Here is a 17,546-nt window from a genome sequence, read left to right as displayed (position 1 = left end):
TAGAAATGACCGGATTGGGAGTGTCTGAAATTGATTAATGAACAACAAATCCGGGAACTGGTCGGAGCACTTCAGGACCCGTTCCTTCATCGTACATTGGACGAGACCGGCGGCATCACCGAAGTCTCGATCAAAGAAGAAAAAGAGCATGCGAGCGTCAAGCTTGCGATTGCCAAGATCAACAACGCCGAACAGATGCAGCTCCAGATGAAAGTCGTCGACACGCTGAAAAAGGCCGGCGTGAAGACGGTCGGCATCCGTTTCGAAGAACTGCCGGCTGAGAAGCTCGAACAGTTCCGCGGCACGGCGGACGTTTCCGAGGCACAGGATATCCTGTCTCCACTGAATAAAGTGCAGATCATCTCGGTCGCATCCGGCAAGGGCGGCGTCGGCAAGTCGACGGTTTCCGTCAACCTTGCCGTCGCGCTTGCTCGTATGGGTAAAAAAGTCGGCCTCGTCGATGCCGATATCTACGGCTTCAGCGTACCGAACATGATGGGCATCGAGCAGAACCCGGTTGTCCGCGGCAACTCGATCATCCCGGTTGAGCGATTTGGCGTGAAGGTCATCTCGATGGACTTCTTCGTCGACCAGAACGCGCCCGTCGTCTGGCGCGGCCCGATGCTCGGAAAGGTGCTTGACCAGTTCTTCCGCGACGTGGAGTGGGGCGACCTTGACTTCCTCCTCCTCGACCTGCCTCCGGGCACGGGCGACGTGGCACTGGACGTCCACCAAATGCTGCCGACTTCGAAGGAACTGATCGTCACGACGCCTCACCCGACAGCCGCATTTGTCGCGGCGCGCGCGGGTGCGATGGCGCTCAAAACAGAACACGAAATTCTCGGCGTCGTCGAGAACATGTCGTGGTACGAGTCCAAGTCTGGCGAGAAGGAGTACGTCTTCGGCAAGGGCGGCGGCCCGAAACTGGCCGAAGAGCTCCGCACCGAACTGCTCGGCCAGATCCCGCTCGGCCAGCCGGACTGGGACGAAAACGACTTCGCCCCGTCCGTCTACGGCGAAGACCATCCGACAGGGAAGCTTTACGGTGAAATCGCCTCTAATATCGTGGCGAAGCTCGGCAAGGACAGCGAGCCTGCGCAAAACGAAGGCCCGGTCAGCCCGTTTGACCCTAAGAATAACTGATTTGACTCAGCAGCCGCTGCACCCGATGGGGGTGCGGCGGCTTTTGCTTTCATCACTTTCAACGTGCGAATCGTCACATTCGGAAGCCTATTCGTCACTTTCAGGGGGCGAATCGTCACTTTCGCAACCGCAGCCCTTTCCTGAAAGAGGAGCGAAGCCGCCCGCCGTCGAATGGTTCTTCATGCTTGGAAAGGGTGAACGAGATATGGAAATCCGTCCAATAGGCGAACAGGAATCCAAGGAGATCACGGGCTGGGCGTATCCGCCGCCGTACGATTTCTACAATATGGACGGAGAAGGGGCGGAGGAGCTCATAGGGTATGCAGCCGTCTTCGAAGATGGACGCCTCGTCGGCTTTTACTGCACAGGGGAGGAGGCCCGGGTGCCGGCGGGATACGGGGCAGGCGCCTATCCGGAAGGGGACGGAATCATCGATATCGGCCTCGGAATGAAGCCGGAGCGGACCGGCCGCGGGGAAGGGATGGCGTTTTTCACATACATCCTTGACCATTTGAGGGCGATCCGGTCACCCGCAGCCTTCCGTCTCACCGTGGCCGAATTTAACGAACGCGCCATCCGACTGTACCGGAAAGCCAGGTTCCGGGAGACCGGCACATTCACCCGTGGCGATACGCGGTTCATTGTCATGACAAAAGCGGAAATATAAAAATGGGGTTCCGGGCAGCCGGAACCCCGCTTTATTCGGTATCCAGCGCCTGCCGGATCTGCCGGAAGTGGTGCTGGTCGTGTGCAATCATTCCTTCAAAATATTCCCCGAGCGTCATCCGGCCTGAACCGATTTGGAATTCGCGGCTCCAGTCACCGTCCGGCAGATCGCGCAGTGCACCAATCAGCTGCCGGCGGACCGAGACCAACTCGTCTATTGTTTCATCCCGGCTTCGCTCGCGGCTATTCCGTGCGGAGCGTGCATTCAGCTTATCCGCATCCGGTCCCTCCGGCAATGGATCGCTCCCGAATAAATACGGTAGCCGCTGCTCCAGGATAAACCGGTCCCACGGTGCGAAATGACCGGCTACTTCCGCGATGGACCACTGGCCCGGACCGAGCTGCCGCCGCCATTCTTCTTCGGACAACCTGCTGAGCGACTGCATGAAACGGACAGATTCCTCGTTGTGCCAGATGATTTTCTGATGCGAGCATGATGCTTTCCCCTTTGTCTCCGATTATAAAGAAAACGGCCAAAAAGGACGCTCCCGGTATTTTCCGGATCGTCCTTTTTTGATGTCAGGAGCCTCCGCCCCCGCCGCCACTTTCTTCTTTTTTGCCGCTGCCTTCACCGCCGCCTCCGCTTTCACCGCCGCCCCCGCCGCCTTCTTTCTTGCCGGCTTCCTCGATCAGTTTCTGCCACTTTGAGGCGAGGGTTGGGGAATTGATCGTCTCTTCGACGACTTTTTTCATCTCCTCGCGCATGTCAGAGGATTTCATGACTTCACCGAGGGTCTTCTGCATTTCCGCCTGTCCGAACAAGGACTCCAGGTCCTTTTGAAAATCGGGATCTTTCATGAGCTGTTTCATGACGTCCTGTTGCTGCTCCTGCATCGATTTCGCAATGGTTTCCTTGAACTTCGGGTCCTCGAACTGCTTTTTCCAGAACTCCTTGCCCTTGTCTGACAGCATCGTTTCCTCGATTGAGGTCTTTACTTCCTCCTGTTCGAGGGCGACCATGTCCTTGAACTCCGGATCGGAGAGAAGATCGCGGATCGCTTTTTTGCCGTCCTCGGTCTGGAGGGCGTCGGTCACCATTTTTTTTGTCTCTTCATAGTTCGGGGCGGCCTGCCCGCCTCCGCATCCCGAAAGAAGGAGAAGAGCGAGTCCGGCCGGGAGGAACCGCTTCACACGCATCAAATCCTTTCCCGCCATCGTTTCAATTATTGTTCACAATTTGGCGCAGACTATGCGTGCGCAAAATAGATTTTTCGTGGCATCGTTGATACACTGAAGAATGGAAATGAAAAACGGAGGCTTAATCTGACGTGACAATACGCAACTGGTTTAAATTTTTCCTCAACGCACTTTTGATCGGGGGCGGCATCACCGGCCTCGTCGGTCTGATCGTGCGCTGGAACGATACGTTTTCTCCATTTATCCAGTCCGGGGAATATGGCGAATTCATCGCGGCATTTCTCTGGATGGTCTTTCTTGGTTTCACGATGAGCGTCGTGGCACAGATGGGCTTTTTCGCTTATCTGACGGTCCACCAGTTCGGCGTGAACATCTTCCGTTCCCTGACTCTATGGAATTGGGTGCAGATGCTTATCATCGCGGTCGTTTTGTTCGACCTCGTGTTCTTCCGCTTTGACATCACACAGGGCGACGGAAGCCGGACCGCCCTTTACCTGATGCTGCTCTTCTTCCTGATCGCCGTGCCTGCGCTGACAGCATGGCTGAAGGTGAAGATGACGGGCAAAAAGCACGTCCTCATTTCGTCGCTCTTTTTCATGATCGTCATCACGACGCTTGAATGGCTTCCTGCGCTGATGGTCCGGAGCGGCAACATCGACCAGTGGGTCACCATCCTGTTGTTCCCGCTCCTGGCCGTGAATATGTACCAGCTGCTCATGCTGCCGAAGTACAATGCCAAATCGGAAGAAGACATCAAAAAGCGCCAGGAGCGCCGCGAAGCCCGCAAACGGGCCGAAGCTGCTTCCGGCAATCCGAAACAAAAGAAAAAGCGGACCGCCCAGTGATGGGGGCCGCTGACACCCGGCAGATGCCGGGTGTTTTCTTGTTTACGGGAACTTCCTTTCCTTCGTCTCCACGCCGAACAGGACATCTTCGATGGCCAGGAATTCATTGGCTGACAGAAGTTCCGAAACTTTTTTCAGGTCGGTCCGCGCCTCCTGATGATGCTGGACCGACAAAATCAGGCCTTCCCGTTTTTTCGGCAGCTTGCCGCCATCCCATCTCATGGTCGACCCGAGCGCGTTCACCTCGGCTTTGAATAATTGATTTTGGAGTTTTTTCGGGAATTCTTCGTCGGATGTCCGGAAATAAAGCGGCTTGCGGCTGAAGTGAGCCTCGTAAATGGCAATCTGCTCATCCAACAGCTTCGGCTCGTCTTCATACAGTTTGCCTTCAGCTCCAAGCAGTCCGACCGGGATGTTCCGGTCGATCATCAGCTTGACCAGGTCCGGAGAGCGCTCCAGCCAGGCCGGATCGGCGAAGATGAGCGGATAAGGCGCCTGCAGTTCCTCAAGCCACGCCTTCACTTCCGAATCGCCGAACGACAGGTCGACCGTCACAGCGGCGCCGTGGCTGCCCTGCACGATCACATCAGGCTCCTGGGTGATGTTGAACACCGGAATGAGCGGCCCGCCGCCCGAAGACCGGACGAGCACAAATGCAGTAAACAGGAAAAACAGCCCAAACAGCAACAACTTCTTCAATTGGGGGCGCCCCTTTCCGTGAAACTCGCTCTTCTAGCTTATGCGGGGCAGGGGACGGGCATGAGCGTCGAGGAAGCAGTATAGAAACCGGGTAATCAGGACAAACTGAAACAGGTTCGGCAAACAAAAAAATAGGGTTGAAACGTACCGACCTCCTGTGTATAATGATATCTGTCGGTACGATATTTCAATATTCCGCAGTAGCTCAGTGGTAGAGCAATCGGCTGTTAACCGATCGGTCGTAGGTTCGAGTCCTACCTGCGGAGCCATTTTTATTTTCACTTAAAATGCTTCCATAGCTCAGTAGGCAGAGTGCTTCCATGGTAAGGAAGAGGTCGCCGGTTCGAGCCCGGCTGGAAGCTTACACGAAACGCCTGTCCCGTTTGGGGCAGGCGTTTTTCTTTATGAACTTGAACCCCTATTGATCTGGAAATCTACTAGAATTGGAGGGTTGAGGGATTGAAATAGAGAAGAATAAAAAAGTGATGCAATCTGTAAAATGAAACTTATAAGGGTTGGGGGCGCAGATATGAGAAAAGGCGAGTTAATGATCATACTAACGGCAGCCATGATAATCCTGGGGGCCTGCAACAGTCCCTCTACTAAAACGGATATCGAAATGGTTGATCAATCATCAACCAGTGGGACGTCAACGGTTGTTCGAGCGGACTTACCGGATGATGACACAACCATCGAACAAGAAGAGATTACATCAGAAAGCACTGAAACCAATCAAACGAACGGTCAGGAAGAAACGGCCAGCCATGCCGGCGAAATTAGCATCAAAGAGGAATACCTCCAGAAGCTGAGTGATGCAAAGGCCAAAGCGGACCAGCTAAAGGAAACCGATTCATCCACCTACGCCTTGAAAAAGGTGGCCAACGACAAGTGGGAGATTTGGGATGAACTGCTGAATGAGATCTACGGGGTTTTGCAGGAACAGCTGCCGCAAGACGAGATGGACCGACTAAGAGAAGAACAGAGAGAGTGGATCAAGTATAGAGATGAAACTGCATTGGAAGCATCGCTGAAATTCAAAGGCGGAACGCAGGAGCACCTGGAATATGTAATGGTTCTGGCCCAGCTTACCGAAGAACGATGCTATGAATTGGTTGAGGATTACATGAAGTGATTTTATCGCGGGAAAACGCTTGTCCCATTTGGGGCAGGCGGTTTTCTTGTTTGTGGGTTCTGATTAGACTTGATACTGTTTAATCTGAGCGCGTTTGTACGGATATAAAGATTGGGGGAGAAACGGAATGGATCGGATTGAAAATCGTTTGAATGAACTTGGCCTGGAGCTTCCGGAGGCTGTGGCGCCACTGTACAGTTATGTCCCGGTCACGATTCACCAGGGAACGGCATATGTAAGCGGCCAGGTTCCAAGGATCGGTGGGCACGTGCCTTATCCGGGGAAGGTCGGCAAAGACGTGACGGTTGAGCAGGCCCGTGAACTCGCCGAATACTGCGTGCTGAAAGGGCTTAGTGCTCTGAAAGCTAAAGTTGGAAGTCTCGACCGGGTGGAACGGGTGTTGAAGGTGACCGGCTTTGTCCAGACGGCACCGGGCTTTTATGAACCGTCGAAAGTCCTCGATGCGGCTTCCGAGCTGCTGGTGAAGATTTTCGGCGAGAAAGGGCGTCATGCCCGCTCTGCCATTGGTGTGGCGGAACTGCCGGACAATACCCCGGTTGAGATTGAGTTTATCTTTGCGGTAGATATTCCGGCAGAATAAATGTGGACCCAAAACGCTTGTCCCAAGGGATCGAGCGTTTTTCTATTGCCGTCAACAGACCCTTTGGCTTACTGCTTTCCAGATTAGGGAATGAGAAAGGTGGAAACGCTGATTGATACAGACAGCATGAGACAGGAGCAGTGGTGAGATGGAAAACAATCTTACAAAAATAGATGAAATTAAAGATGCGTTGAATGCGAGGTTCCAGGAGCGCGAAGCCGAGATCGAGGCGATCCTGGTCGCGGCGCTGGCGCGGCAGCATATCCTCATGATCGGTCCGGCCGGCACGGCGAAATCCGCGCTGGTCATGGAGCTTTCAAAGATGATTCAAGGGACACAGTATTTCCAGTGGCTGCTGACGAGGTTCAGCACGCCGGAGGAGCTGTTCGGCCCTTTGTCGCTGAAGGATTTGGAGCAGGGTGTCTACAAGCGGAATACGAAAAACAAGATGCCGGAGGCGCATGTGGCATTTCTTGACGAGATTTTCAAAGCGAACAGCGCGATCCTGAACAGCCTGCTGACTCTGCTGAATGAGCGGGTCTTTTACAATGACGGCACTCCTGTGCAGGTGCCGCTCATGTCGGTGATCGGGGCATCCAATGAATTTCCGGAGGACGGGGAGGGGCTTGAAGCCCTGTTCGACCGCTTCCTTTTACGCTTTGAAGTAGATTACATCGCCGATGAGGCGAATTTCATTGCGATGATGAAAGACTCGGGCCAGCATCAGCAGAGGCCGACGATGACTCTGGAGGAGCTGATCGATCTTCAGCACATGACGGATCAGGTCGCCATCCAGGACGAAGTCTATACGGCCCTGTTGAAAATCCGGAACGAGCTGCGGGATGAAGGGATCCGCCCTTCCGACCGCAGGTTCAAGCAGTCGCTGTCCCTCCTGCAGGCGAGGGCGCTGATCAACAAGCGCCAGACTGTATTGCCGGAAGACCTGATCCTCCTCGAACATTCCCTATGGGAGACGACCGACCAGAAAGAGACCGTCTGCATCATCGTGCGCAGGCACGCCCAGGACTCACTGGTCAAAACGCTTGATTCGATGAAGCGTGAGGCGAAGGATATCTTCGGGCGGGTCAGGAAAGACCCGTCGGCCGAGTATGGCATGGAAGCGTCCCAGAAGCTGAAAAAGCTTGAGGCTGACCTGGACCAGTTGAAAGTGCGCCATGAAGGCAGAGGCGAAGAAATCGACACGGTTCTCCTGAAAGTGAAGTCAATGCAGCAGGAACTCGCCGTGAACTCGATGTATGAAGGCGATAATGGCCAGGATACGTCCGGGATCTACTACAGAATGTGAGGCGATGCCGGATGAGTAAGCTGGACTTCGAAGAAAATATCTCTGTCCTGAACACAGACGCCTTCGACAAGAGGCGGTTCAAGGAAATCATGGAGATGTCGAAGGGGCTCCAAGAACTCAGGGATGATGCGGTCATGCCGACTTTTGAGCCGCTGCTCGGAGACATCTGGGCATCCCTGTACAAAATGAAGCCTTCCATCACGGAAGAGGACGCGGTCGGATCCCTTGCGGCCAACAAGCAGATCATGCAGGCGATCATGGCCGATCCGTCATTTGAATCGTTCCGGCATTTCACCCGGTTAAACGACTGGGCCTCCGCGATCAGCACACTCAAAACCGGTGAAAAGACCCACCAGTGGCTGGTTATGCAGACGGAAAAAGACAAGAGCCTGCGGGAGCAACTCAGGAATGTACGTGAACAGGCCAGCCGGCAGCAAGAGGAGCTAAATCCGGAAGCCCTTGCAGAAAGCCTGGAAGAATTCAACGAGAAGCTCAAGGAGACGATTGAATTCAATCTGGAAAGCTTCCAGCAATCGATGGATCAGGCGCGGGACGAGGCCCAGCAGGCCGGTGAATGGCTGAAGTCTCTCCTGGGCGGTAGCCGAGCGGGAAGCGGCGATGCGGAACTGAGGAAAGTCCCGTTGCGCGACAAGATCTACCTAGCGGAGAAAATTTCAACCGACCGCAGGCTGAAGGAAATTGCGGACTGGGCGGGACGGTTCAAGCAGACGGCCCGCAAAAAGCAGAAGACGAAGCAGACCGAGTCGGTGGCCAGGCAGGGTGTCACGACCGGGATTGACGTTGAAAACTTGCTGCCGGTCGAACTCAGCCTCTATACGCATCCGCTGACGAAGATGGATTTCCTCAGGCGCTTTTCTGAAAGGCAGACGATGCAATTTGAACTCAAAGGCCCCGAACATCTGAATAAAGGTCCAATCGTCATCTGCCTGGACCAGTCGGACAGCATGAGGGAGCTGGACACCCAGTCAAAAGGGTTTGTTCTCGCTCTGATGTCGATTGCGAAAAGACAGAAGCGGGACCTGTGCCTGATTTTGTTTTCATCCCAGGTCCGGCAGTTTGAATTCAGCAAAGGTGACATCAGCGCCTCTCAGATCGTCCGGCTCGCAGAAGCATTTCTTGGAGGCGGGACAAAATTCGAGCTTCCCCTTGGGGAAGCCTTGGAGGTCATCGGCGAAAGCCGATTTAAAGAGGCCGACCTCGTGTTTGTCACAGACGGGGAAGATCAGGTAACGGACGAATTCCTAGAGCAATTTCACCAATTAAAACGTGAGAAGGCTTTCCAGGTACTCTCTCTGCTCATCGGCACCAATCCGGAATCAGTCGAACCGTTTACCGACCGGGTGGTCCAGGTCAGTGATTTCAACGAAGAAGGCAGCTTTACCGCCTTTGAAGTCTAAGCTGAACGGGTATGCTCTCCTTTCCTTTTGTAAATGCTGAAAAGGAACAACACAGAGGAGGAGACAGCATGCTGAAGCTTCAGACACAACTTGAAGGGAAAGAGGCATCTTACGGCATTGTGAGCGACTGCATTCGTGACCTCGGCTATCATATGGGCGGAAACTGGGACTATGACCATGGCTGCTTTGACTATACCCTGTGCCAGGAAGGCGGAGAAACCATCTATGTCCGCCTTCCGTTCGTCGTCGTGGACGGCCAGCTGGATCACCCGTTTGCTACCATCAAGTTCGGCACGCCTTATGTGATCAAGCATGTGGTGCATGTAGGCCTGGATCATGACGGAAGTTCTTTGATGGATGCAACCGGCTTTAGCCAGTTCCAGAGTCCGGTTGATAAAGACGGGAACATCACCGATAAAAACAGGTGGATTCACGCAGGAGAAATGGCCGTGGAAGATCTCATGGACTGCATGCATTCGCAGGGATTATTGAAAACGAGCTGATATCGAAAACGCCCGTCCCGAGTGGACAGGCGTTTTTTCGTGTTGGGTGCCGCGAGGTTGTGTACTTTCGGGAAACGTTAGTGTGCTTTCGCGGGCGGATGGTGTACTTTCGGGAGCGTTTAGTGTACTTTCGCCAGCACTTGGTGTACTTTCGTGGCCGCTTAGTGTACTTTCGCGCCCACGCAACAGCTAGCCAGGCGACAAATCAGCCACCCCCCGACCTGTTCCATTGCCAAGCACTACATATTTGGGAGACAATGTTAATAGACTATTCAAACAAAAGGGGGAAGGGGATATGAACGTCAAGGAACTGGACACACCTGCACTGCTGATAGACCAAGAAATTCTTCACGAAAATATCCGCTTGATGCAAGCATACGCCGATGCAAACGGTGTGAAGCTACGGCCCCATACGAAGACACACAAGATGCCATATGTGGCCAGGCTGCAGGAGGAGGCAGGGGCATCAGGTATCACTGTCGCCAAAGCCGGCGAAGCGGAAGTGATGGCGGCACGGGGTCTGAACAATATATTCATCGCCAATCAGGTCGTCGGCAAGACAAAGCTCGAGCGGATCCGGAAACTGGCGGAGACGGCCGATGTTTCATTCGGTGTGGACAGCCCGGTCCAGATCAGACAGATTGAAGAGGTGTTTAGTGGTGCGCAGAAGCCGGCGCAGGTGCTTGTGGAAATCGAAGTCGGGGAGAAGCGGTCGGGGGTCATCGAGGAAAGAGATTTTCGTGTGTTGCTGGAAGAAATCCGCAGAAGTGAACACGTCCGCTTCCGCGGAGTCTTTTCCCACGACGGGCATACGTACAAAGCGGAAAATGCAGAACAATGCCGGGAACTTTTTGAGGAAGCCTCGGCACGGACGCTGCGGTTCGCGGAAATCGCCCGGAATGAGGGGATGGATCCGGAAACCGTGAGCATCGGTTCGACACCGCCATTTTTGCTTGGCTTCGATATCCCTGATGGCATTACAGAAATCCGACCTGGCACGTACGTTTTCATGGATGCGTCCCAGTCAAATGTACTCGGCCATTACGGCCGCTGCGCCGCCACGATCCTAACGACCGTCATCAGCAAGCCGACCCGCGAGCGCGTGATCACTGACGTCGGGGCGAAAGGCATCACCGCCCAGACCCGGAACACCGGCATCACAACCACAAAAGGGCTCGGTAAGATAAAAGAGTTCGACGGGGTCTACCTTGATGGTGTGTTCGACGAGCACGCCATCATCTACAACGAGGCCTTCAGCCGCCAGGTGGAGATCGGCGACAAAGTCCGGATCATCCCGAACCACATCTGCCCGGTGTGCAACCTGCATGAACGCGCCTGGCTTGTCTCCGGCAGTGAAGTCGTGGAAGAAATTCCGGTCGAGGCCAGGGGAAAACTGGGCTAATCCGACCAACGTCCTAAATTTCGGACTATTTGACCATTTATAAAAACTCGAGTTGACCAATGGGGATTCATCCTGTAAGATGGCAATCAAATCAAAATATTCTTATCAAGAGCGGCGGAGGGAACTGGCCCGACGATGCCCGGCAACCTTCAGGCGATGCCTGAAAGGTGCCACATCCAGCCGGACATCCATCTGTCCGGGAAGATAAGAGAGAACGGGACATTCGGCCTCTCTGATCATTCAGGGAGGCTTTTCGTATCCCATCAAAACTGAATAACAAATTCTTATCAAGAGCGGCGGAGGGACTGGCCCGACGATGCCCGGCAACCACCAGACGATGTCTGGAAAGGTGCTAATTCCTGTGGGAAGCAATTCCCAAGAGATAAGAAGAGGACGGAACACCCGCGCTCTCTTCTTAGAAGAGGGCGTTTTTTTAATCCGTACATACAACGAAGGGGAGAGGACAAACATGAAAAATACGAAAATCAAACTGCTCGGACTGACAGCGGCGGCACTATTGGCACTTGCGGGATGCTCATCATCCAACGCGGAGGAAGATGGGAACCCGGACAAGATCCGGGTCGACTACGCGCATTATTCGCCGACGAGTCTCGTACTGAAAAAGTTCGGTTGGCTGGAAGAGGAATTTGAGGAAGACGGCATCAAGGTCGAGTGGGCATTTAGCCAGGGCAGCAACAAGGCACTGGAATTCCTCAACAGCAACAGCGTCGACTTCGGTTCGGCAGCTGGAGCGGCTTCACTCATGTCCAAGGCGAACGGGGCGCCGATCCAGAACGTCTACATCGCTTCGAAGCCGGAATGGACGGCACTTGTCACAGATCCGGACTCCGGAATCGAGAGTGTGGAAGACCTAAAGGGCAAGAAAATCGCAGCGACGCTCGGCACGGATCCATACATCTTCCTGCTGCGCGCGCTGGATGAAGCAGGCCTGTCCGCTGATGACGTGGAGATCGTGAACCTGCAGCACGGCGACGGTGCAAGTTCCCTGACGACCGGAGCGGTCGATGCCTGGGCGGGCCTTGATCCGCATATGGCTCGGCTCGAAGTCGAGTCCGGCTCGGAGCTGTTCTACCGGAACGAAGACTTCAACACCTACAGCTTCCTGAACGTCCGTGAAGAGTTCGCGGAAAAGTATCCGGAGCATGTCGGGCGGGTGATCGAAGCTTACGAGAAGGCGCGCCAGTGGGTGCTCGACAACCCGGAAGAGGCGGCAGAACTGCTTGCGGAAGAGGCGGAGATCCCCCTTGAAGTCGCAGAAATCCAGATGGAGCGCAATGACTTCTCCGAACCTGTTCCGGGCGATGCGCAGCGTGAAGCCCTGATTGAAGCCGGGCGGATCCTGCAGGAAGGCGAAGTCATCAAGCCGGACGCGGATGTGGAGAAACTGACCGATGAACTGATCGACCCGGCATTCGCTGAGAAGGCGATCGGAGAGGAGTGACCGGACATGGTAAAACAGGCGATCTCAATTCCCGGCACAAGCCGGCAGACCAAGGAAAAAGCAAACGCCAAAACGGGGGGCGCCCAGAAAGTGTTGCTAGGAGGGATCCTGCCGCTGGTCATCGTCATCGTATGGGAGGCGCTCAGCCGGGCGGGGGTCTTCCCGTCCTACCAGCTGCCGGCGCCGAGCGTGATTTTGTCTACCATCACCGGAATGGTACAGGACGGTTCCCTCTGGAGCCATGTCGGCATCACGGTCTACCGGGTGTTCGCAGGCTTCCTGATCGGGGCGCTTGTCGCGGTTGTCCTCGGATCCGTCGTCGGGTTCTACAAAAAGGCGGAGCATGTGCTTGACCCGACCATCCAGGCTTTCCGCTCGATTCCGTCCCTTGCATGGGTTCCGCTTTTCATCCTCTGGATGGGGATCGGAGAGCCGTCCAAGGTGACGATGATCGCGGTCGGCGTGTTCTTTCCGGTTTACCTGAACACGGTGAGCGGTATCGCCGGCGTTGACCGAAAGCTGATCGAAGTCGGCCGCATGTATGGCCTGAATGCCTATCAGCTCGTCACGCGAGTCATCCTGCCGGCGGCGCTCCCGTCGTTCCTCACGGGGCTCCGGAGCGGGCTCGGACTCGGCTGGATGTTCGTCGTCGCAGCCGAACTGATGGGCGCAAGCCAGGGACTCGGCTACCTGCTCGTCGTCGGCCAGAACACGCTGTCGCCTGAGACGATCATCGCAAGCATCATCCTGTTCGCCGTGATCGGCAAGTTGTCCGACTGGGTTCTGAAAATCATCGAAGAGCGCGCGCTGCACTACCAGGACCGCGCGGTTCAATCATAAAGGGGGGCTTGGCCATGGCACTTGAACTGAAAAACGTCGGCCGCACATTCGACGGCCAGACAGCGGTGCGGAACGTGAACCTGTCCGCGGGAGAGGGCGAGATCATCGGACTTCTCGGTACAAGCGGCTGCGGGAAAAGCACGCTGCTCCGGGCGATTTCGGGACTGGACGGAAACTATGACGGAGAGATCCGCCTGAACGGCGAATTGGTGGATGGCGTGCAGGAGTCCGCGGGATTCATCTTCCAGGAGCCGAGGCTGTTCCCATGGCTGACGGTATTGGAGAACGCCACATTCGGGTTGTCCGGCAAGACCGGGGACAAGGAGAAAAAAGGACGTGAAATCCTCAGGAAAGTCGGACTCGGAGACAGCGAAAATCTTTATCCGAAAGAGCTGTCCGGCGGCATGGCGCAGCGCGTGGCGATTGCCCGTGCTCTCGTCACTTCCCCCGAGGTCCTGCTCCTGGACGAACCGTTCAGCGCGCTGGACGCCTTCACGAAGATGCAGCTGCAGGATCTCCTGCTCGACATCTGGAAAGAGGCGGGCACGACGATGGTGCTCGTCACCCACGACATCGACGAAGCCCTTTACCTGTGCGACAGGATTGTCATCCTTCGCGGCAGACCGGGGGAGATCGTGAGTGAAATCAACGTCGGGGAGCCGCGGCCGAGACCGCGCGGCAGCATCCGGCTTGCAGAACTGAAGACGGACATACTCGAGAACCTGGACCTGAGCCGGTCCTGAGAGGAGGAAACAGCATGACAATCGTAAAAGAAAAAGTCCTTGCGCCGCTGCCGGGCAACTATAACCTGGAGAACTATGACGAAATCCGCCGCACATTCACCTGGGAAGATGCCTCTTCCGAACTGTTCTGGAAGGCCGGGAAGGTTAACGCGGCCTATGCCACGGTCGACCGCCATGTCGACGAGGGCTACGGCGACAAGATTGCCCTTCATTACGCCAACGGGGATGAACGTCGGTCGCTGACATTCCGCGAGGTCAAGGAAAAGACGGACCACTATGCGCGGGTTCTGAAAAAGAACGGCGTGAAAAAAGGTGATCGGGTCTTTGTCTTCCTGCCGAAAACACCGGAATGCTACATCGCCATTTTGTCTGTCATCAAGATCGGCGCCATCGCCGGCCCGCTGTTTGAAGCGTTTATGGAAGAAGCGGTAAAGGACCGGATCAACGACTGCAGCGGCACGCTGCTCATCACCGACCGGGAGCTCGGCAAGCGCGTCCCGCGGGAAGAGATCCCGTCGCTTGAAACGGTTCTTTATGCGGATGAGATTGAAGCAGAGGAAATCGTAACGGTTCCGGGCGAGGAGCTGACCGAATGGGTCGGGCCTGAAGACGGCATGCTGATCCACTACACGAGCGGCTCCACCGGCAAGCCGAAGGGTGTCCTTCATGCGCACCGTGCCGTTTCCCACCATTATGTCTCGGGCAAATGGGTGCTCGATGTGAAGGATGACGACGTCTACTGGTGCACGTCCCACCCGGGCTGGGTGACCGGCAGCGTCTACGGCCTGTTCGCACCGTGGCTCAACCGGGCGACGGTCATCATCCAGGGCGGCCGCTTCAAGGCTGAAGACTGGTACCGCCTCATCGAGGAATTCGGCGTGACGATCTGGTACAGCGCGCCGACCGCCTTCCGGATGCTGCTGTCAAAGGGAGATGCGCTCAAACAGTTCGACCTTTCATCACTCCGTCACATCCTGAGCGTCGGCGAACCGCTGAACCCGGAAGTCATCCACTGGGCGTGGAACGAACTCGGCGTCCGCATTCACGACACATGGTGGATGACCGAAACCGGAGGACACCTGATCGTGAACCTGCCGGCCGAGCCGATCAAGCCCGGCTCGATGGGCCGCCCGTTCCCGGGCATCACCGTCGGCATCCTGGACGAAAACGGACGGGAACTGCCGCGCGGCGAAGTCGGCCAACTGGCGATTCGGACTCCATGGGCCGGCCTCATGAAGGAAATCTGGGGGAACAAAGACCGCTTCGACGCCTACTTTAAATACGAAGGCTGGTACCTGTCAGGCGACCTCGCCTACCAGGACGAGGACGACTACGTCTTCTTCCAGAGCCGCGACGATGACATGATCAACTCCTCCGGCGAACGCATCGGCCCGTTCGAAGTCGAAAGCAAGCTGATCGAGCACCCGGCCGTCGCTGAAGCCGGCGTCATCGGCAAGCCCGACCCGGTCCGCGGAGAAATCGTCAAAGCGTTCATCACGCTCCGCACGGGCTTCAGAGAGTCGGCCGAGCTGCTCGAAGACATCCGTGTATTCGTCAGGCAGGGCCTCGCCGCACATGCCGCTCCGCGCGAGATCGAAGTCATGGAAGAGCTGCCGAAAACAGTGATTTCCGGCAAGATCCTCCGCCGTGAGCTGAAGGCGCTGGAAGTTCAGCGGGCCGGGGAAGCGTCAGACAAAAGGGGGACGTCATGAATAAAAAAGTTGGAATCATCTTAACCGCTTTATTGCTGCTTGCAGGATGCTCAAGTTCAACTGCTTCCGAAGATAGTGAAGAACGGACCATAAAAATTGGCGTGACCGGCGGGCCTCCGGAGCAAATCACAGAAATAGTGAAGGAAGAAGCTGCAAAGGAAGGCATCGATTTGGAAGTGGTTAAATTTAATGACTATATCACGCCGAATAGGGCTTTAAGCAGCGGAGAGCTGGAACTGAACATGTTCCAGACCAAGCAGTTCCTGGAGAACTATATCGAGGATCGTAAGGATGCCCTCGCGATAGTCGGGACGACTTACAATAGTACGTATGGGATTTACTCCGAAAAATACGAGAGTCTTGATGAAATACCTGACGGCGCAACATTGGGCGTGATCAATGATCCCGTGAATGTCGGCCGCTCCCTCCTTCTGTATGAAGAGGTGGAATTGCTCCAGGTAGAGCAGACAGGCGGGCTCCCGAAGATGAAGGATATTAAGGAGAACCCCAAGAAATTCAAGTTCACGGAAATAGAAGGGCCACTTATGCTGCGCACACTGGGCAGCATCGATGCGGGCGTCGTGGCAAGCACACATGCGATCGATCAGGGGATCAATCCATTGGAAGAAGCGATCTATCTGGAGACCGGCATGGAATTCCCGATGGTGGTTGCGGCCAAGGAAGAGGACAAAGACGACCCTGATTATAAAAGAATTACGGAATTGTACCATTCGGATGCCGTAAAAGAGTTTATAGAAGAGAGATATGAAAACGTGATTGTTGTGACAGACGACCCTTTCCAACTGGATGAATAGGGGGAAATGCAATGATTGAACTGAAAAACATCAGCAAGACGTTTCATGATCGAAAAACAAAAGTGGATGCGTTGAAAAACATCAATATTGAGATTAATGAAGGGGAAATCTTCGGGATCATCGGATTCAGCGGAGCGGGCAAAAGCACGCTGCTCCGGATCATTAATCTTCTCGAAGAACCGACATCCGGTGAGGTGTCGATCAATGGGAGAAATTTACTGACCCTGAAGGAAAGGGAATTGCGGAATGTCAGGAAAAAGATCGGCATCATTTTTCAGCAATTTCACTTACTCTCCTCCTATAACGTATTTGATAATGTAGCTGAGATCTTGCGGATGAATGGTGTGTCGAAACAGGAGATCAATAAAAAGGTTAAAGATTTACTGTTGCTTGTTGGTCTGGAAGATAAGGCGAACCAATATCCGGCCAATCTTTCGGGCGGGCAAAAACAGCGCGTTGGGATTGCCCGGGCGTTGGCGATGGATCCGGATATCCTCCTGTGCGATGAGGCAACATCTGCTTTAGATCCGAAAACGACGGATTCCATTTTGAAATTGCTGCTGGATATTAATAAAAAGCTCGGTCTGACCATCGTTTTGATTACCCATGAGATGGATGTCATTAAAAAAGTCTGTGACCGGGTTGCCGTTATGGAAAAGGGAGAAATCGTTGAACAGGGGACTGTGCTCGATATTTTCAGCAATCCTGTTCAAGAAACGACCAATCATTTTGTAGGGAACGTTTACGAAAACATGATTACAGAGGAGATGCTGTCCGCGTTGCGGGGAGATGACCCATCCTATATTCTGCGGCTGGCATTCCGCGGGGATTCGGCTCTGGATCCCGTTTTGAGTGAGGTGGCTTCCAGCTACTCCGTCACTTCAAATATCGTCCATGGTTCCATTACGTATTTAAAGGGAACGCCGCTGGGGATTTTGTTCGTACATCTATCGGGTGATGCCGACAAATTAAAACAGGCCATTTCTTACCTCGAAGAAAAGGTATACCGTGTGGAAGTCATCAGGGAAATCAGCGGGAAGCCTAAGGAGGTATTGGTATAGC

18 protein-coding genes, 2 tRNA genes and 2 riboswitches are annotated in these 17,546 nt (G+C 54.7%); of the genes, 17 read left to right on the top strand and 3 right to left on the bottom strand.

Going from position 1 to position 17,546, the window contains the following annotated elements; all coding sequences use genetic code 11:
• Nucleotides 1–30: 30 nt before the first annotated feature.
• Together salA and AC6CHQ_RS05775 are read left to right on the top strand one after the other, a co-directional pair.
• Nucleotides 31–1,143 (top strand): iron-sulfur carrier protein/transcriptional regulator SalA, encoded by a 1,113-nt coding sequence (gene salA / locus AC6CHQ_RS05780; RefSeq protein ID WP_498081109.1) that lies wholly within the window; start codon nucleotides 31–33, stop codon nucleotides 1,141–1,143.
• Between the two features lie 205 nt (nucleotides 1,144–1,348).
• Entirely contained in the window at nucleotides 1,349–1,810 is a 462-nt protein-coding gene (locus tag AC6CHQ_RS05775) for a GNAT family N-acetyltransferase (protein ID WP_498081108.1), read from the top strand.
• Between the two features lie 31 nt (nucleotides 1,811–1,841).
• On the opposite strand, the gene AC6CHQ_RS05770 is transcribed toward AC6CHQ_RS05775, so the two are convergent.
• Together AC6CHQ_RS05770 and gerD are read right to left on the bottom strand one after the other, a co-directional pair.
• Nucleotides 1,842–2,285 carry a DinB family protein gene (locus AC6CHQ_RS05770; protein ID WP_498081139.1) on the bottom strand — a complete coding sequence of 148 codons (444 nt, stop codon included), beginning with the start codon at nucleotides 2,283–2,285 and terminating at the stop codon, nucleotides 1,842–1,844.
• 103 nt (nucleotides 2,286–2,388) lie between these two features.
• The gene (gene gerD, locus AC6CHQ_RS05765) at nucleotides 2,389–3,006 is read right to left on the bottom strand and encodes a spore germination lipoprotein GerD (protein WP_498081107.1); all 618 of its coding nucleotides are present in this window, start codon (nucleotides 3,004–3,006) and stop codon (nucleotides 2,389–2,391) included.
• Between the two features lie 131 nt (nucleotides 3,007–3,137).
• Here gerD and AC6CHQ_RS05760 point away from each other — a divergent pair, with 131 nt between their 5' ends.
• On the top strand, nucleotides 3,138–3,851 hold the full coding sequence (locus tag AC6CHQ_RS05760; protein WP_251238739.1) for a KinB-signaling pathway activation protein: 714 nt from the start codon (nucleotides 3,138–3,140) through the stop codon (nucleotides 3,849–3,851).
• Nucleotides 3,852–3,893: 42 nt separating this feature from the next.
• Here AC6CHQ_RS05760 and AC6CHQ_RS05755 read toward each other — a convergent pair whose 3' ends face one another.
• The gene (locus tag AC6CHQ_RS05755; protein WP_498081106.1) at nucleotides 3,894–4,550 is read right to left on the bottom strand and encodes a polysaccharide deacetylase family protein; all 657 of its coding nucleotides are present in this window, start codon (nucleotides 4,548–4,550) and stop codon (nucleotides 3,894–3,896) included.
• Between the two features lie 194 nt (nucleotides 4,551–4,744).
• Here AC6CHQ_RS05755 and AC6CHQ_RS05750 point away from each other — a divergent pair.
• The 14 genes from AC6CHQ_RS05750 to AC6CHQ_RS05685 all read left to right on the top strand — a co-directional run bounded on the left by AC6CHQ_RS05750 (nucleotide 4,745) and on the right by AC6CHQ_RS05685 (nucleotide 17,545).
• Nucleotides 4,745–4,819 (top strand) — tRNA-Asn (locus AC6CHQ_RS05750).
• A gap of 20 nt (nucleotides 4,820–4,839) precedes the next feature.
• Nucleotides 4,840–4,912 (top strand) — tRNA-Thr (locus tag AC6CHQ_RS05745).
• 167 nt (nucleotides 4,913–5,079) lie between these two features.
• On the top strand, nucleotides 5,080–5,682 hold the full coding sequence (locus tag AC6CHQ_RS05740) for a lysozyme inhibitor LprI family protein (protein WP_498081105.1): 603 nt from the start codon (nucleotides 5,080–5,082) through the stop codon (nucleotides 5,680–5,682).
• Nucleotides 5,683–5,809: 127 nt separating this feature from the next.
• Nucleotides 5,810–6,283 (top strand): RidA family protein, encoded by a 474-nt coding sequence (locus AC6CHQ_RS05735; RefSeq protein ID WP_498081104.1) that lies wholly within the window; start codon nucleotides 5,810–5,812, stop codon nucleotides 6,281–6,283.
• Between the two features lie 148 nt (nucleotides 6,284–6,431).
• On the top strand, nucleotides 6,432–7,589 hold the full coding sequence (locus AC6CHQ_RS05730; RefSeq protein WP_498081103.1) for an AAA family ATPase: 1,158 nt from the start codon (nucleotides 6,432–6,434) through the stop codon (nucleotides 7,587–7,589).
• Between the two features lie 11 nt (nucleotides 7,590–7,600).
• Nucleotides 7,601–9,007 (top strand): vWA domain-containing protein, encoded by a 1,407-nt coding sequence (locus AC6CHQ_RS05725; protein WP_498081102.1) that lies wholly within the window; start codon nucleotides 7,601–7,603, stop codon nucleotides 9,005–9,007.
• 68 nt (nucleotides 9,008–9,075) lie between these two features.
• Nucleotides 9,076–9,510, top strand: coding sequence for a YugN family protein (locus AC6CHQ_RS05720; RefSeq protein WP_092052705.1), 435 nt, complete (start codon nucleotides 9,076–9,078; stop codon nucleotides 9,508–9,510).
• Between the two features lie 295 nt (nucleotides 9,511–9,805).
• Nucleotides 9,806–10,912: a D-TA family PLP-dependent enzyme gene (locus tag AC6CHQ_RS05715; RefSeq protein ID WP_498081101.1), complete on the top strand. Its 1,107-nt coding sequence runs from the start codon at nucleotides 9,806–9,808 to the stop codon at nucleotides 10,910–10,912.
• 99 nt (nucleotides 10,913–11,011) lie between these two features.
• Nucleotides 11,012–11,123: riboswitch (SAM riboswitch) on the top strand.
• Between the two features lie 70 nt (nucleotides 11,124–11,193).
• Nucleotides 11,194–11,301: riboswitch (SAM riboswitch) on the top strand.
• Between the two features lie 80 nt (nucleotides 11,302–11,381).
• Nucleotides 11,382–12,374, top strand: a complete 993-nt coding sequence (locus tag AC6CHQ_RS05710; protein WP_498081100.1) for an aliphatic sulfonate ABC transporter substrate-binding protein — start codon at nucleotides 11,382–11,384, stop codon at nucleotides 12,372–12,374.
• A gap of 6 nt (nucleotides 12,375–12,380) precedes the next feature.
• Nucleotides 12,381–13,214 carry an ABC transporter permease gene (locus AC6CHQ_RS05705; RefSeq protein ID WP_498081099.1) on the top strand — a complete coding sequence of 278 codons (834 nt, stop codon included), beginning with the start codon at nucleotides 12,381–12,383 and terminating at the stop codon, nucleotides 13,212–13,214.
• 14 nt (nucleotides 13,215–13,228) lie between these two features.
• Nucleotides 13,229–13,957, top strand: coding sequence for an ABC transporter ATP-binding protein (locus tag AC6CHQ_RS05700; RefSeq protein ID WP_424237542.1), 729 nt, complete (start codon nucleotides 13,229–13,231; stop codon nucleotides 13,955–13,957).
• 14 nt (nucleotides 13,958–13,971) lie between these two features.
• Nucleotides 13,972–15,669: an acetate--CoA ligase gene (gene acsA / locus AC6CHQ_RS05695; RefSeq protein ID WP_498081098.1), complete on the top strand. Its 1,698-nt coding sequence runs from the start codon at nucleotides 13,972–13,974 to the stop codon at nucleotides 15,667–15,669.
• Complete coding sequence (locus tag AC6CHQ_RS05690) at nucleotides 15,666–16,484, top strand: MetQ/NlpA family ABC transporter substrate-binding protein (protein ID WP_498081097.1); 819 nt, start codon at nucleotides 15,666–15,668, stop codon at nucleotides 16,482–16,484. Before acsA ends, AC6CHQ_RS05690 begins: the two co-directional genes overlap by 4 nt.
• Nucleotides 16,485–16,495: 11 nt before the next feature.
• Complete coding sequence (locus tag AC6CHQ_RS05685) at nucleotides 16,496–17,545, top strand: methionine ABC transporter ATP-binding protein (RefSeq protein ID WP_092052682.1); 1,050 nt, start codon at nucleotides 16,496–16,498, stop codon at nucleotides 17,543–17,545.
• Nucleotide 17,546: the final 1 nt, after the last annotated feature.

The sequence above is a fragment of the Bhargavaea sp. GQ12 genome, assembly GCF_059758705.1.
The sequence above is the reverse complement of the archived record's forward strand: the minus strand, read 5'-3'. Positions and strand labels throughout refer to the sequence as shown.

Coding starts and splice junctions, on each gene's coding strand:
- AC6CHQ_RS05775 (WP_498081108.1), top strand. CDS start 1,349: ATGGAAATCCGTCCAATAGGCGAACAGGAATCCAAGGAGATCACGGGC.
- gerD (WP_498081107.1), bottom strand. CDS start 3,006: ATGCGTGTGAAGCGGTTCCTCCCGGCCGGACTCGCTCTTCTCCTTCTT.
- AC6CHQ_RS05740 (WP_498081105.1), top strand. CDS start 5,080: ATGAGAAAAGGCGAGTTAATGATCATACTAACGGCAGCCATGATAATC.
- AC6CHQ_RS05735 (WP_498081104.1), top strand. CDS start 5,810: ATGGATCGGATTGAAAATCGTTTGAATGAACTTGGCCTGGAGCTTCCG.
- AC6CHQ_RS05730 (WP_498081103.1), top strand. CDS start 6,432: ATGGAAAACAATCTTACAAAAATAGATGAAATTAAAGATGCGTTGAAT.
- AC6CHQ_RS05725 (WP_498081102.1), top strand. CDS start 7,601: ATGAGTAAGCTGGACTTCGAAGAAAATATCTCTGTCCTGAACACAGAC.
- AC6CHQ_RS05720 (WP_092052705.1), top strand. CDS start 9,076: ATGCTGAAGCTTCAGACACAACTTGAAGGGAAAGAGGCATCTTACGGC.
- AC6CHQ_RS05715 (WP_498081101.1), top strand. CDS start 9,806: ATGAACGTCAAGGAACTGGACACACCTGCACTGCTGATAGACCAAGAA.
- AC6CHQ_RS05710 (WP_498081100.1), top strand. CDS start 11,382: ATGAAAAATACGAAAATCAAACTGCTCGGACTGACAGCGGCGGCACTA.
- AC6CHQ_RS05705 (WP_498081099.1), top strand. CDS start 12,381: ATGGTAAAACAGGCGATCTCAATTCCCGGCACAAGCCGGCAGACCAAG.
- AC6CHQ_RS05700 (WP_424237542.1), top strand. CDS start 13,229: ATGGCACTTGAACTGAAAAACGTCGGCCGCACATTCGACGGCCAGACA.
- acsA (WP_498081098.1), top strand. CDS start 13,972: ATGACAATCGTAAAAGAAAAAGTCCTTGCGCCGCTGCCGGGCAACTAT.
- AC6CHQ_RS05690 (WP_498081097.1), top strand. CDS start 15,666: ATGAATAAAAAAGTTGGAATCATCTTAACCGCTTTATTGCTGCTTGCA.
- AC6CHQ_RS05685 (WP_092052682.1), top strand. CDS start 16,496: ATGATTGAACTGAAAAACATCAGCAAGACGTTTCATGATCGAAAAACA.